The organism is Puerhibacterium puerhi (assembly GCF_009846865.1).
GTDB classification, from domain to species: Bacteria; Actinomycetota; Actinomycetes; order Actinomycetales; family Cellulomonadaceae; genus Puerhibacterium; species Puerhibacterium puerhi.
In genome coordinates this window covers 1-13,051 of record NZ_WUWN01000007.1, presented here as the reverse complement: position 1 = coordinate 13,051, position 13,051 = coordinate 1, and the positions used below count along the sequence as shown (strand labels likewise).

Below are 13,051 nucleotides of genomic sequence, written 5' to 3'. Positions count from 1 at the left end.
CACCGTTCCGGGTCCCTGGCGGTCCGAGACAGACCCCTCTGTCTCGGACCGCCAGGGACCCGCAACGGCGAGCGGGCCTCGTGACGGTGGTGCGTCGGGCGGCGCGGTCAGCGGCGGGTGGCCGGTGGGCGCCGGCCACGGCGGCGCAGCACCTGAGCGACACCGGCCGCCACCTCGCCGCGCCAGGCCGCCGAGCCGCTGAACCGGAGCAGCACGTCGCCGGCGGTCAGGAGGCGGTTCTGCCGCTCGGCGTCGTGCACGAGCGCACCCGGCCGGCCGTGAACGTCCTGCCCGTCGATCTCCACGAGCAGCCACGTGCCGTCCTCCAGCTGCCACGCCATGTCGACGCGGCCGATGAACCGACCCGAGCTGTCGAGCCGGTCGAGCTGCAGCACGTCGGGCGCGACCCCGGCGTCCGCGCAGGACAGCCGCGCCCACGTCTCGGCCGGGGACTCGGCCCGCGCGTCCACGAGGTCCCACCAGGGCTGCGCGGCCTGCGCGCCCGGGCGGTGCCACGTGAGACGTCGCGCCTTCCGCAGCCCGGACGGCGTGAGCAGGCCGCGGTGCAGCACGTCGTCCATGATCGCGACGGCGTGGTCGCGCCCGCGCGGGTGGCGGCTGAGCGCGAGCACCGCCTGCGCCAGCGCCTCGGGCAGCGGCGCCACTGCCCACCCGTCCGGCGTCGTCGTCCACCCCGTGCCGCGGAAGCGCCGGACGCGTCCCGCACGGCCGGGCGCCCGCGGCGCCGACGTCCGGATCACGACCTCGGCGCGGTAGGCGAGCGGGATGCCCTCGACGCCGTGCAGGGTGAGCGCCGCCAGGCCGGACGCCACCGCGAGCGGGCCGTGCGCCAGCAGCGCCAGGACGGCGGCACGACGCCGTCCCGCCGCGAGGACGTCGGTGGGGCAGGGCCAGCCGCGCTGTCGCGCCCACGCCACGGTGCGCAGCGACGGCGGTGTCGGCTCGACGTCGTACACCCCGCGGCAGACGCGCACCAGCAGCCGCTGCGCGACCTTCTCGTGCACGCGGCGGCGGTCGAGGCCGGCGGTGGCGAGCTGCGACGCCGTGACGAGGCCCGCCTGGCGGCGGGCGAGCTCCAGGACGGCGGGCGGCAGCGGCCGGGGCGACTGCATGCCCCGAGGCAACACCACCGCAGCCCCCGCCCGTGCGGGATATCCACAGCACCGCCGAGCCCGCACCCTCCGCCGGGCGCGCCGAGGACGAGTCCGGGTCCCTGGCGGTCCGAGACAGAGGGCTCTGTCTCGGCCCGCCAGGGACCCGGAACGGCAGTTGGGCGGGCGTCAGGCCAGGGGGGCGCGCAGCGGCAGGTCCGCCTCGAGCACCACCTGCACCGCCCGGCCCGTCGCCGGGGCCACCACGAGCGGCGCCAGCAGGTTCGCGGTCGGCACGCCGCGGCCGTCGTCGGCGGGGTGCACCACCACGAGCACGAGCAGCTCGTCGGCCGACGCGGCGCCGAGGCGCGCGGGCAGGCCGTCCGGCAGCGCGGGGGAGTACTCCGGGAAGAACGCGGCCGGGTCGGCGAGGAACAGCCGCACCGCGGCGTCGTCGCTGCGCAGCACCAGCACGCCGACGGCGTCGGCCAGCGGCTCGAGCGTGTACGCGGTGCGACCGCCCAGGCCGGGCAGCGGCTCGACGACCGCCACCCGCGCCGGCAGGGCCGGGCCCTCCGCCGCCACGTCCGGCGTCGCGTCCATCGCCACGCCGCTCATCGCAGGAAGTCCAGCAGGGTCGGCTGGAGCACCCGCGCCGTGGCGCTGAGCGCTCCCTGGTAGGCGACCTCCTGCATCTGCAGGTCGAGGATCGCCTCGGCCAGGTCGACGTCCTCGACGGCAGACAGCCGTGCCTTGAGCGCGACCTGGTCGTCGGCGACCGCGTCCTTCGCCTCGAGCACCCGGGCATGCCGGGCGCCGACCGAGGACACCTCGGTGGTCACCGCCGTCATGCGGGCGTCGAGCTCTCCGAGGTGATCTGCCACGTCCTCGCCGGCCCGCAGCGACGCCGCCGCGCGGTCCAGCAGCGCGAACACGGAGTCGTCGCCGACGCCGAAGACGGCTGCACCGTCGGAGTCGACGCGGACGCTGCCGTCGGCGCTGATCTGCCGCTCGACCGGAGGCGTGGTGCCGGCCACGGTGCCGCTGAAGGCGTACGTGGTGCGGTCGAACGCGGGCTCGGCGGAGGTGCCGGCGAAGACCTGGCGTCCGATGTACGCCGTGTTGGCCTGGTCGAGCAGCGCCTCGCGCACGCCCTCGAGCTGGGCGGCGAGCGCGTTGCGCGCGTCCTGGCTCATCGCGCCGTTGCCGGCCTGCACCAGGGTGTCGCGGGCGTCACGGAGGCCGGACAGCGTGGCGGCCAGGGCGTTGTCCACGGTGGACAGCCACGCGTCGGCGTCGGCGATGCTGCGCTGCTGGCGGTTCAGCGCGGCCTGCTCGCCGCGCAGGCGGAGCATGTCGTTGGCCACGGCCGGGTCGTCGGACGGGACGGTGACGCGCTTGCCGGACGACAGCTGGCTCTGCAGCGCGCTCATCGCCGACAGGTTGCGCTGCAGGTTCGCCAGCGACTGCTGCTGGATCGACTGGTGGGTGATGCGTCCGATCATGGGTTACCTCCCGACCACGCCGGTACGGTTGATGAGCGTGTCGAGCATCTCGTCGACAGCGGTCAACACGCGGGCCGCGCCCTCGTAGGCCCGCTGGAAGGCGAGCATGTTGATGGTCTCCTCGTCGGTGTCGACGCTGATCTGCGCGGTGCGGCGGGCGTCGGCCGACGCCCGCACGGCCTCGGCGACGTCGGCCCGGGCGCCGGCGCTGGCGGTGCGCACGCCCAGGTCGACGACGATCGCGGTCCACGCGGAGCTCGGGCCGTCGGCGGCGTCGGCGAGCGCGGCGATCTCGGCGGCGACCGAGCCGCCGAGGGCTCCCTCGCCGCTTCCCGCCGTGGCGAGCCCGGCGGGATCCGTGACGGCGACGCGCAGACCGAGCGCGGCCGACATGCCCGCCTCGAACGTGAACAGCGGACCGCCCGCGGCGCCGTCGGGCGTGCGCCCGGTGGTGTGGATCGCGTTGACCCGGGTGGCCAGGTCCGTGGCGAACTCGTCGTAGGACGCCGCGACGTCGGCGTACAGGCCGCCGGACTCCGCCGGGGCGAGGACCGTGAGCAGGCCCGCGACCTGGCCGCCGTCCACACCGGCGGGGACGCCGGGGCGGTGCGCCCACTCGACGTGCACGGCCTGCGCGCCGCCGGGGGCGGTGGCCTCGTCGAGCTGCGTCGACCCCGCGACGGTGAGCGAGCGCGCCGTGGCGCCGCTCACGAGGGGGGTGCCGCCGACGAGCACGTCCACCTGGCCGTCCGCGCGGGTCTGCACCGTGGCGCCGGCCAGCCCGGAGAGCTGGACGGCCAGGGCGTCGCGGGCGTCCATGAGCTCGTTGGCGGTGCCGCCCGAGGCGGTGATCGCGCGGATCTGCTCGTTGAGGTCGGCGACGGAGGCCGCCGACGCGTTCACCTGGTCCACGAGGGCGGTGAGCTTGTCGCGGCTCGCGCCCCACTGCGTGGCCGTCTCGGTGCGCAGGGTGGCGAGGCGGTCGACGACGGCGGTGGTGGCCTCGAGCACGACGGCGCGCGCGGCCTCCTTGTCCGGCGTCGCGGCGAGGTCGTTCCACGCCGACCACAGGGTGTCCAGCTGTGCCGACAGCCCGGTGTCGCTGGGCTCGCCGAGGGTCTTCTCGAGCTCGGCCGCGGCGTCGGCGATGACCCCGAGCGAGGACGCCGACGCCGTGGTGGTGCGCAGGCGGGCGTCGAGGAAGACGTCGCCCAGGCGTGCGACGTTGTCGACCCGCACGCCGCCGGTGGACACGTCCGAGGTGGAGAAGACGGCCGGCATGCCGGCGCCGGCCACGGCCCCGAGCTCGGCGCGCTGGCGCGTGTAGCCCGCGGTCTTCGCGTTCGCCACGTTCTGCCCGGCGACCTCGAGCGCCTGCCGCTGGGCGATCAGCGAGCTCAGCGCCGTGCTCAGCCCGGAGAAGGTGCTCATGAGGTGCTCCTCGGTCGGTGCGTGGGGGTCGGTGCGGGGATCGTGCTCGGGGCCGTCACAGCGACCGGTCGATGATCTGGCCGCTGCGGTCCCCGGGCGTGGTGCGCCCGTCGGGGGAGTAGGTCGCGGCGTCGCTCTCCAGCGTCGCGAGCGTCTCGCGCGTGGCCTGGTACGACGTCGCCAGCAGCTCGCGGTTGTTCTCGGTGACCTCGCGGATCTCGGCGGCCAGGCCGGCGAGCGCGGCGCGGTGCGCGCGCAGCAGCTCGTCCCACGGGGCCGGCGCGGCGTCGGCGATCTGCGCCAGCGAGCTGCCGTCGGGCAGGTCGAGCGAGCGTGCGGCGGCCTCGGCCTCGGCGGCCCGACCCACCTCGGTGTCGCGCACGGCGTCGATGACGTTCGCCACCTCGCGGGACGCCTGGGCGAGCCATCGCGTGCGCCCCGAGGTGAGCACGAGCTGCTCCTGCTCGAGCTTGAACAGCAGCAGCTCGAGCAGGTGCCTCTGCGCCCACAGGACGTCGGACAGTCGGCTCAGTTCCACGTTCGTGCGATGACCCTTCGTGTACCGGGCGGCGCCCCGGGGCCGGGGCGCGCCGTACCTCTCTCATCGGCAGGCAGGGCCCCGGTGATGACCAGTTCCGGGGCGCGGATCCCCCGCGCGTGCGTGACCACAGACATCCTCGCAGGTAACGATCCGGAAAACTTGTGTGCAACCCGTGAATTTCACCCGCGGCGCGTCCCCGTTTTGGTATCCAGCAGCCCGCATCGTCACGCAGTCTTCTGCTCGGCATGTGGGGTGCCGACGGCATGTGGGGTGCCAGTCGATCTCCTGCGGGAGACGGACGAAAGGGTGTGTGGACCGATGGGTGGAATCCGGGGCTCCGGGGGGCGCGGCACAGGCGGAGGCGTGACGCGGGCGTGGGCCGGGGGTGCGCGGTGAGCGCACCGGCGACGCTGGACGCCGCCGCGAGCGAGCTCGTGCTGGCCCACCTCGCGGTGGTCGGCTACCAGGTGTCGGAGGTGCTGCCGCGCGTCCCGACGTCGGTGACCCGCGACGACCTGTCCTCGGCCGGCTTCCTCGCGCTCGTGCTGGCCGCCCGGTCCTACGACGCGAGCACCGGGGTGCCGTTCGCCCGCTACGCGGCGCTGCGCGTGCGCGGCGCCATCCTCGACGAGCTGCGGTCGATGGACTGGGCGTCCCGCGGCGCCCGGGCCCGGGCCCGGGAGATGGGCTCGACCGTGGACCGGCTGACCGTGGCGCTGGGCCGCACGCCGACGCGCGACGAGGTCGCCGCGGCGATGGGCGCCGACGCGGCGACCGTCGACCAGGCGCGCGCCGACCTCGAGCGCCGGGTGCTCAGCCTCGACGTGCCCGGCAGCCCGGTAGCCGAGGTGCTGCCCGACGCCGCGCCCACGCCCGAGGAGGTGGCGCTCACCCGCGAGCGGCTGGTGTGGATGCGCGCCGCCGTCGACGAGCTGCCGGAGCGGCTGCGCGTCGTGGTCGAGGGCGTGTTCTTCGACGACCGCTCGCCGGCCGAGCTGGCCGAGGAGCTCGGCGTGACGCCGTCGCGCATCAGCCAGCTGCGCACGGAGGCGCTGGCCCTGCTGCGCGACGGCATCAACACGGGACTCGACCCGGAGCTGGTGCCCGAGCCCGCCCGACCCGACGGGGTCGCGGAGCGGCGCCGGCAGCGGTACTTCGCGGCCGTGGCCGAGCGCGCGATGGGCGTCGGGTCGGTGCGCACGCCCGCCTGACGCGGAAGTTTCGGCGAACTCCTCACGTACCGCGCGGTCCGGGCGATGAGAGGTGCGAGCCCACGGACGGGCCTGCACCACTACTCACGGAAGAAGTGAACGATGGCACTGTCGGTCAACCAGAACATCGCCGCGGTCAACGCCTACCGCAACCTGTCCAACACGCAGAACGACCTGAGCAAGTCGCTCGAGAAGCTCTCCAGCGGCCTGCGCATCAACCGCGCCGCGGACGACGCGGCCGGCCTGGCCATCTCCGAGGGCCTGCGCTCGCAGGTCGGCGGCCTGAAGATGGCAGCGCGCAACGCCCAGGACGGCATCTCCGTCGTCCAGACCGCTGAGGGTGCCCTCACCGAGGTGCACTCGATGCTGCAGCGCATGAACGACCTCGCCGTGCAGCACGCCAGCGGTGCGCAGAACGCCGACTCCAAGAAGGCGATCGAGTCCGAGTTCGATCAGCTGAAGGATGAGATCCAGCGGATCCAGAACAACACGAAGTTCAACGACACCGCCCTGTTCGGTGACGCGGACCTCGTGTTCCAGGTCGGGTACGACAAGGCCGACACGATCACGATCGCGGGGGACACCGCCCTCAAGGACTTCTCGACCGCCATCCAGGCCCTGACCCTCACCGCCGACCCCGACGACGCCACCGCCGTCGTGAGCTCGTCGAACGACGTGCAGGCTCAGATCACGGCCGTGTCGACCCAGCGCGCCGAGCTCGGTGCCATCCAGAACCGGTTCGAGCACACGGTGAAGAACGTCAACGTGGCGATCGAGAACCTGTCCGCCTCCGAGTCGCGCATCCGCGACACGGACATGGCGTCCGAGATGGTCGAGTTCACGCGCGCGCAGATCCTGTCGCAGGCCGGCACGGCGATGCTCGCGCAGGCCAAGTCGATCCCGCAGAGCGTGCTGCAGCTGCTGCAGTGATCTCCCTGGTGACGGCCGCCTGCCGGCCGTCACCACGTCGCCGCGGCGGCGGGTCGGTGCCCGCCGCTCGCCGCCGCGGCGTCCCCGACCGATCGCGAAGGAGGCGGGCCATGGCCACGCTGGGAATCGACGGGCTGATCAGCGGCCTGGACACCACCTCGCTGATCAACAGCCTCATGCAGGTGGAGGCCGCGCCCCAGACGCTGCTCAAGAACAAGCAGACGCAGGCCACCAACCTGGTCGCCGCGCTGCAGGCGCTCAACACCAAGGTCGCCTCGCTCGCGGAGACGGCGGCGAAGGCAGCGAAGGCCGACTCCTGGCAGGCGGCCAAGGCCACCAGCTCGGTCGACTCCGTGACCGCGACCGTCTCGGGCGCGACGGCAGCGAGCGCCGGAGAGCTGACGTTCACGGTCGAGCAGGTCGCTACCGCCAAGGTCGTGACCACTGCCGTCCCCGCCGCCCTCACCGACGTGGTCGCCGCGGGGGACCCGCCCAGCATCACCATCACCCGCGGCAGCGGTGCCGACGCCACGTCGGTCACCATCAAGCCGGCGTCGGGCAACTTGCAGGACGTCGCCGCCGCCATCAATGCGAACGCCGACGCCGGGGTGCGTGCGAGCATCGTGCGCTCGGGCACGGACGACGACGGCACCGCGCTGTACCGGCTGCAGCTCACCGGCACCGCGACCGGCACCGACGGCGACTTCACGGTGAGCGGCCTGTCGGGCGGCCTGCAGGACGTCCGGCCGGCGCAGGACGCTGTGCTCGTCCTGGGCTCCGGCGACCGGATCGAGCAGTCGTCGAACACCTTCGAGGGGCTCGTGCTCGGCATCGACGTGACGGTCAGCGCCGCCGCCGTCGGCCAGAGCGTCACGGTGGGGGTGGCCCGCGACGACGAGGCGCTGAGCAAGCTCGCCTCGGACCTGGTCGACGCGCTGGGTGTCGTGCTGTCGGAGATCACCGCGCGCACGGCCACACGGACCACCACGGACAGCGCCGGCAACGCCGTCGTGACGGGCGGCCTGTTCTCCGGCGACTCCGCCGTGCGCAGCCTGCAGGAGCGGCTGCTGTCCGCGGCGTCCAACCCGGTCGACGGGGTGTCGCCGTCCGCGGCCGGGATCAACATCGACCGCTACGGCGCCTTCACGTTCGACGGCGAGAAGTTCGCCGAGGCGCTCGCCGCAGACCCGGCCAAGGTTCAGTCGATCGTCTCGGGCCTGGCTCAGCGTGTCGCCGACCTGACCGACGCCGCGAGCGACCCCTACGAGGGCACGCTGACGCGCAAGATCCAGGGCCAGCAGACCGAGCTGGACGACCTCGCCGATCAGATCGCCGACTGGGACCGGCGCCTGGAGGTGCGTCGCGAGGGCCTCCAGGCGACGTACTCCGCGCTCGAGGTGACGCTGTCCAACCTCCAGGCGCAGTCGAGCTGGCTCACGAGCCAGCTCGCCTCGCTGACGACGTCGTCCAGCTCGAGCTGATCCGGTCCATCGCAGAAGGGGCTTCCCGCCGTGTACGACGCGCGCACCAGCTACCTGGAGAACGCCGTGGCCACCGCGAGCCCGGCGCGGCTCGTCACCCTGCTCTACGACCGGCTCCTGCTGGACCTGGACCGGGCCGCAGCCGCCCTGGGGGCCGGGGACCGGGACGGCGGGCGGCGCCATGTCGACCACGCGCAGGACGTGGTGAGCGAGCTGATGAGCAGCCTCGACCCGGACGCCTGGGAGGGGGGCCCCGCGCTCATGCAGCTGTACACCTTCGTGATGTCGGAGCTCCTGACGGCCGGCGCCACCGGCGACACCGACAAGGTCGCGGCGTGCCGCGAGCTCGTCGCGCCGCTGGCGGAGGCGTGGCACGAGGCGGCCGAGCAGGCCGCCGAGCCCGCGGCTCCTGTCGCGCCCGCCACCCCCGGCGGCCTGCTGGGCATCGGCTGATGTCCGCCGCCGTCCAGGAGTCCCCGAACGCCTGGGACGCCGCCTGGGTCGACGCGCTCGACCAGCTGGACCTCGACCTCGCCGCGGCCGAGCAGATGCTCGCCGCCGCCCACCTGCCCCCGGTCGCCGCCGTCGCCCGGGCCCAGGCGTGGCGGCCGCCGGCCGGCATCGGCCCCCTGCCCGCGTCGCTCGAGCAGCGTGCCCGCGAGCTGCTGGACCGGCAGCTCGCCGTCGCCCAGCGGCTGGCCGAGGCGGCTGCCCAGGCACGCCGCCAGCGGGTGGCCGCGGAGGCGATGCGCACCCGGTCCGCGGACGCGCCGGTCTTCCTCGACACCCAGGGCTGACGCCCGGACCGGTTTCATGACGGGCCCGAGCGGGTGAAAAGTTCCTCGACGCCTCAACGACCCCGTGCGCGGCCCGATGAGCAGGGCGAGCAAGGGAGTGCTCGTCCCGCAGGCCATGGATCGGCCGCGTCATGACCGCCGATGAGGGGTACATCGCCGTGGGCATGTTCGACTCCGTGAGCTTCGTCGCGCTCGGGTCCGCCTTGGACGGCCTCGCGCTGCGCCAGCGCGTGATCGCCGACAACATCGCCAACCTGCAGACGCCCGGGTACCACGCCCAGCGCGTGATGTTCGAGGACGAGCTCGCGCGCGCCGTGGACCACGGGTCCGGCAGCGTGCGCGCCACCGTGGCGCGGTCGCTCGAGCCGACCCGCGAGGACGGCAACAACGTCAACCTCGACAGCCAGACGCTCGCGAACATCGACACCAACCTGCGCTACCAGCTCGCGACCCAGGCGATCTCGGGCACGTTCAGCGGCATCCGCACGGCGATCCGGACCGCCTGATGAGCATCTTCGACGCGATCGGCATCGCCGGGACGGGCCTGACCCTCCACCGCAAGTGGCTCGACGCGGTCAGCGACAACGTCGCCAACGTCTCCACCGTGACCAGCACCAACGAGGCGGCGTTCCAGGCTCGCTACGTGGTCGCCACCGAGGCCGGCGACGGCAACGGCGTGCAGGTCGGCGGCATCCAGCTCGGCGACGCCGAGGGCCGCCTCGTCTACGAGCCGGACAACCCGCTGGCCGACGCCGAGGGCTACGTCCGCTACCCCGACATCGACATGGCCTCGCAGATGACCCAGCTGATCATGGCCCAGCGCGGCTACCAGGCGAACGCCGCGGTGGTCGACCGGGCCCGCGAGACCTACCAGGCCGCCCTGCAGATCGGACGCTCGTGATGCTTCCCGCCGTGGGGGCCGTCAGCCCCGCCCTGCCCGTCCAGCCCGCCGTCGCGCCCGTCGCCGCCCCGGCCGTCGGGCCCGTGGCCGACGACGGCGGCTTCGCCGGCGCGCTCGGCTCCGCCGTCGACGGCCTGCAGCAGCTGCAGGCGACGTCGCAGACCCTCGCCGTCCAGGCCGTGACCGGTGAGCTCGACGACGTGCACGACTACACGATCGCCGCCGCCCAGGCGTCGACCGCGCTCGAGCTCACCGCCGCCGTGCGCAACAAGGCCGTCGAGGCGTTCACCGAGATCATGCGGATGCAGGCCTGATGCCCACGCAGGTCAAGGCGGTGCTCGACCGCGTCCGCGACGTCGTCGGCCAGTTCAGCGTCGCCCAGCGCACGCTCGCCGTCCTCGGCGTGGCGGTGGTCGTGCTCGGCGTCGTCGCGCTCAGCGCGTGGCTGTCGCGGCCCACCATGGCGCCACTGTTCAGCGGGCTGTCGGGCGCCGACGCCAGCGCCGTCGTCGACCAGCTCGAGGCCGACGGCGTGCAGTACGAGCTCGCCGACGGCGGGGCCACCGTGCTGGTGCCCAACGACCGGCTGTACGCCGAGCGCATCGCCATGGCCTCGGCCGGCCTGCCGGCGAACGCCGACGGCGACGGCTACTCGCTGCTCGACGACATGCCGGTGACGTCCTCGGAGTTCCAGCAGCAGACCACCTACCAGCGCGCCCTGGAGGGCGAGCTGGCCACGACGATCGAGGCGATGGACGGCGTGGAGCAGGCCTCGGTGCGCCTCGCGCTGCCGGAGGAGACCGTGTTCGCCGAGGCGCAGCGGGACCCCACCGCGTCGGTGTTCGTCCAGACCCGCCCGGGCACCACGCTGACGCCCGAGCAGGTGCAGGCGGTGGTGCACCTCGTCTCCGCCGGCATCAGCGGCATGGAGCCGGCGGACGTGTCGGTGGTCGACGCGTCCGGCAAGGTGCTCTCCGCCTCGGGCGCGGACGCCTCCGGCCAGGTCGCCGGCCAGCGCACCGCCGAGTACGAGGACCGCGTGCGCCAGGCGCTGCAGGGCGTGCTCGACCAGGTCGTGGGCGCCGGCAACTCCGCCGTGACCGTGACCGCCCAGCTGAACTTCGACGAGACCCAGCGCACGTCCGAGCAGTTCAGCGCCACGCCGAACACCCCGCCGCTGACCTCGTCCACCACCGAGGAGGAGTACACCGGCACGGGCGGCACGGCCACCGGCGTGCTCGGCCCGGACAACGTGCAGGTGCCCGCTGGCAACGGCGAGGGCTCGTACACGAGCAGCAGCGAGGACGTCCAGAACGCCGTCGACAAGGTCACCGAGGTGACCAGCGCCGCGCCCGGCCGGGTCGAGCGGCAGTCGGTCGCCGTCGTGCTCGACATGGAGCCGGCCGCGGGGATCGACCTCGCCGCGCTCGAGCAGACGCTCGCGGCGGCCGCGGGCATCGACACCGCGCGCGGCGACACCATCGAGGTCCAGCGCCTGGCGTTCGACCAGTCCGCGGCCGACGAGGCCGCCGACGCGCTCGCCCAGGCCCAGGCGGAGGAGGACGCCGCCGCGCAGGCGCGGCTCTACCGCGACCTGGGCATCGCCGCCGCCGTGCTGATCGCGGCGATCGTCGTGATCGTCATGATGGTGCGCCGCTCGCGCCGCACCCGGCGCGAGCGCCTCGACCTCGGCGAGCTGACCGTCGACGAGCCGCCGCTGCTGCTCGACGGCGGTGCCGTGGCCGAGCCGACCGCGCTGCTGCCCCCCGTCCAGGAGCCGCAGCAGGTCGACGCCGGCACCGACCGCAAGCGCGCCGAGATCGCCACGCTCGCCGACGAGAGCCCGGCGGAGATGGCCGAGCTGCTGCGCGGCTGGATGGCCGGCAGCGGCTCCGGGACGGGGGCCGGTCGATGACCCTCGTGACCGCCGCGACGACGCCCGCGCCGCCCGCCCCCGCGACGGCGCCCGCCTCCCCGGCGGCACCCGCCCCCGCGCTGGACCCGGCGACGCCGGGCCGCCGCAAGGCCGCGCTGCTGCTGCTCCAGCTGGGCCGCGAGCGCGCCGCCCGCGTGCTCGCCGAGCTCGACCCGGCCGAGGTCGAGGAGCTGACGGCCGAGATCATGCACCTCGAGCGCGTGGACCAGACGGTGGCCGACGCCGTCGTCGAGGAGTTCTACGCCGTCTCGGCGATGGGCCCCGGCGTGGCCGGCGGCCTGGGCGCCGCCCAGCAGCTGCTCGAGGCGTCGGTGGGCGCCGAGCAGGCCGCCTCCATGCTGGAGCGGCTGCAGTCGTCGATGGCCGGCCAGCCGTTCGAGTTCCTCCAGCAGGCCGACGCCCGCCAGGTGATCTCGCTGCTGTCCGGCGAGCACCCGCAGGGCATCGCGCTGGTGCTGGCGCACCTGCGGCCCGACCACGCGTCGGCGATCCTGGCCGGCCTGCCGCCGGCGCTCCAGGGCGACGTGGCGCACCGCATCGCGCTCATGGAGCGCGCCTCGCCGGACGTCGTCGCGGTGGTCGCCGAGACGCTGCAGCGCAAGGCCTCGACGGTGCTGACCCCGCGCGAGCTGGCCGCCGTGGGCGGCGTGGCGCCGCTGGTCGAGATCATCAACCGCTCCGACCCGACCACGGAGAAGGCGATCCTCGAGGGCCTGGAGGCCCGCGACGAGTCGCTCGCCGAGGAGGTCCGCAGCCGGATGTTCGTGTTCGAGGACATCCTGCTGCTCGAGGACCGCGCGCTGCAGCTGGTGCTGCGGCAGGTGGAGCAGGCCCGGCTGGCGGTGGCGCTCAAGGGCGCCGACCCGGCGGTGCGCGACAAGGTGCTGCGCAACCTCTCGGAGCGGGCGCGCGAGGCGCTCGTCGACGAGATCGACCTGCTCGGGCCCGTGCGCATGTCGCAGGTCGAGGAGGCCCGCGCCGGCGTGGTGCAGACCATCCGCGGCCTGGAGGAGTCCGGGCAGATCGTGATCCGCCGCGACGGCGAGGACGACTATGTCGCCTGAGCCCGCCGCGGCACCCGCCGCGGCCTTCGTCCCGGCGCCGCTGGCGGCGCCGGCGGGCGCGCGCGACGGCGCCCCTGCGCCGGTGGGCGTGGCCCTGCCGACCGTCGACCAGGACGACGACGGCGGCCCCGCGCGGGCCGCG

At 74.5% G+C, this 13,051-nt stretch carries 15 protein-coding genes; 10 read left to right on the top strand and 5 right to left on the bottom strand.

What is annotated here, in order from left to right:
• Nucleotides 1-107 precede the first annotated feature (107 nt).
• From GSF02_RS05885 to flgN, 5 genes are all read right to left on the bottom strand, one after another.
• Nucleotides 108-1,133 (bottom strand): type IV toxin-antitoxin system AbiEi family antitoxin domain-containing protein, encoded by a 1,026-nt coding sequence (locus GSF02_RS05885; protein WP_159793724.1) that lies wholly within the window; start codon nucleotides 1,131-1,133, stop codon nucleotides 108-110.
• Between the two features lie 168 nt (nucleotides 1,134-1,301).
• Entirely contained in the window at nucleotides 1,302-1,730 is a 429-nt protein-coding gene (locus GSF02_RS05880) for a flagellar assembly protein FliW (RefSeq protein WP_235915396.1), read from the bottom strand.
• Nucleotides 1,727-2,617 (bottom strand): flagellar hook-associated protein FlgL, encoded by an 891-nt coding sequence (flgL, locus tag GSF02_RS05875; RefSeq protein WP_159793722.1) that lies wholly within the window; start codon nucleotides 2,615-2,617, stop codon nucleotides 1,727-1,729. Before flgL ends, GSF02_RS05880 begins: the two co-directional genes overlap by 4 nt.
• Nucleotides 2,618-2,620: 3 nt before the next feature.
• The gene (flgK, locus tag GSF02_RS05870) at nucleotides 2,621-4,048 is read right to left on the bottom strand and encodes a flagellar hook-associated protein FlgK (RefSeq protein WP_159793720.1); all 1,428 of its coding nucleotides are present in this window, start codon (nucleotides 4,046-4,048) and stop codon (nucleotides 2,621-2,623) included.
• A 55-nt stretch (nucleotides 4,049-4,103) separates the two neighbouring features.
• Nucleotides 4,104-4,586, bottom strand: coding sequence for a flagellar export chaperone FlgN (gene flgN, locus GSF02_RS05865; protein ID WP_159793718.1), 483 nt, complete (start codon nucleotides 4,584-4,586; stop codon nucleotides 4,104-4,106).
• Nucleotides 4,587-4,981: 395 nt separating this feature from the next.
• On the opposite strand from flgN, the gene GSF02_RS05860 reads away from it, so the two are divergent.
• The 10 genes from GSF02_RS05860 to fliG all read left to right on the top strand — a co-directional run bounded on the left by GSF02_RS05860 (nucleotide 4,982) and on the right by fliG (nucleotide 12,909).
• On the top strand, nucleotides 4,982-5,800 hold the full coding sequence (locus GSF02_RS05860; RefSeq protein ID WP_235915395.1) for a sigma-70 family RNA polymerase sigma factor: 819 nt from the start codon (nucleotides 4,982-4,984) through the stop codon (nucleotides 5,798-5,800).
• 102 nt (nucleotides 5,801-5,902) lie between these two features.
• A complete protein-coding gene (locus GSF02_RS05855) occupies nucleotides 5,903-6,730 on the top strand; it encodes a flagellin N-terminal helical domain-containing protein (RefSeq protein WP_159793716.1) in 828 nt (275 codons plus the stop codon).
• A 110-nt stretch (nucleotides 6,731-6,840) separates the two neighbouring features.
• The gene (fliD, locus tag GSF02_RS05850; protein ID WP_159793714.1) at nucleotides 6,841-8,211 is read left to right on the top strand and encodes a flagellar filament capping protein FliD; all 1,371 of its coding nucleotides are present in this window, start codon (nucleotides 6,841-6,843) and stop codon (nucleotides 8,209-8,211) included.
• A 30-nt stretch (nucleotides 8,212-8,241) separates the two neighbouring features.
• On the top strand, nucleotides 8,242-8,664 hold the full coding sequence (fliS, locus tag GSF02_RS05845) for a flagellar export chaperone FliS (RefSeq protein ID WP_159793712.1): 423 nt from the start codon (nucleotides 8,242-8,244) through the stop codon (nucleotides 8,662-8,664).
• A complete protein-coding gene (locus GSF02_RS05840) occupies nucleotides 8,664-9,008 on the top strand; it encodes a hypothetical protein (protein WP_159793710.1) in 345 nt (114 codons plus the stop codon). The genes fliS and GSF02_RS05840 overlap by 1 nt, the downstream gene beginning before the upstream one ends.
• A 164-nt stretch (nucleotides 9,009-9,172) precedes the next feature.
• Complete coding sequence (locus GSF02_RS05835) at nucleotides 9,173-9,514, top strand: flagellar basal body rod protein FlgB (RefSeq protein WP_159793917.1); 342 nt, start codon at nucleotides 9,173-9,175, stop codon at nucleotides 9,512-9,514.
• Entirely contained in the window at nucleotides 9,514-9,909 is a 396-nt protein-coding gene (gene flgC / locus GSF02_RS05830; protein ID WP_159793708.1) for a flagellar basal body rod protein FlgC, read from the top strand. The genes GSF02_RS05835 and flgC overlap by 1 nt, the downstream gene beginning before the upstream one ends.
• 11 nt (nucleotides 9,910-9,920) lie before the next feature.
• Nucleotides 9,921-10,223, top strand: coding sequence for a flagellar hook-basal body complex protein FliE (gene fliE / locus GSF02_RS05825; RefSeq protein ID WP_235915394.1), 303 nt, complete (start codon nucleotides 9,921-9,923; stop codon nucleotides 10,221-10,223).
• Nucleotides 10,223-11,824 carry a flagellar basal-body MS-ring/collar protein FliF gene (gene fliF / locus GSF02_RS05820; RefSeq protein WP_159793704.1) on the top strand — a complete coding sequence of 534 codons (1,602 nt, stop codon included), beginning with the start codon at nucleotides 10,223-10,225 and terminating at the stop codon, nucleotides 11,822-11,824. Before fliE ends, fliF begins: the two co-directional genes overlap by 1 nt.
• Before the next feature lie 80 nt (nucleotides 11,825-11,904).
• Nucleotides 11,905-12,909: a flagellar motor switch protein FliG gene (gene fliG / locus GSF02_RS05815; protein WP_159793915.1), complete on the top strand. Its 1,005-nt coding sequence runs from the start codon at nucleotides 11,905-11,907 to the stop codon at nucleotides 12,907-12,909.
• Nucleotides 12,910-13,051 lie beyond the last annotated feature (142 nt).

What these genes read in the sequence shown, in the direction of transcription:
- fliF (WP_159793704.1), top strand. Translation starts at nt 10,223, where the DNA reads ATGCCCACGCAGGTCAAGGCGGTGCTCGACCGCGTCCGCGACGTCGTC.
- GSF02_RS05840 (WP_159793710.1), top strand. Translation starts at nt 8,664, where the DNA reads ATGTCCGCCGCCGTCCAGGAGTCCCCGAACGCCTGGGACGCCGCCTGG.
- flgC (WP_159793708.1), top strand. Translation starts at nt 9,514, where the DNA reads ATGAGCATCTTCGACGCGATCGGCATCGCCGGGACGGGCCTGACCCTC.
- GSF02_RS05885 (WP_159793724.1), bottom strand. Translation starts at nt 1,133, where the DNA reads ATGCAGTCGCCCCGGCCGCTGCCGCCCGCCGTCCTGGAGCTCGCCCGC.
- flgK (WP_159793720.1), bottom strand. Translation starts at nt 4,048, where the DNA reads ATGAGCACCTTCTCCGGGCTGAGCACGGCGCTGAGCTCGCTGATCGCC.
- GSF02_RS05855 (WP_159793716.1), top strand. Translation starts at nt 5,903, where the DNA reads ATGGCACTGTCGGTCAACCAGAACATCGCCGCGGTCAACGCCTACCGC.
- fliD (WP_159793714.1), top strand. Translation starts at nt 6,841, where the DNA reads ATGGCCACGCTGGGAATCGACGGGCTGATCAGCGGCCTGGACACCACC.
- GSF02_RS05835 (WP_159793917.1), top strand. Translation starts at nt 9,173, where the DNA reads ATGTTCGACTCCGTGAGCTTCGTCGCGCTCGGGTCCGCCTTGGACGGC.
- flgL (WP_159793722.1), bottom strand. Translation starts at nt 2,617, where the DNA reads ATGATCGGACGCATCACCCACCAGTCGATCCAGCAGCAGTCGCTGGCG.
- GSF02_RS05880 (WP_235915396.1), bottom strand. Translation starts at nt 1,730, where the DNA reads ATGAGCGGCGTGGCGATGGACGCGACGCCGGACGTGGCGGCGGAGGGC.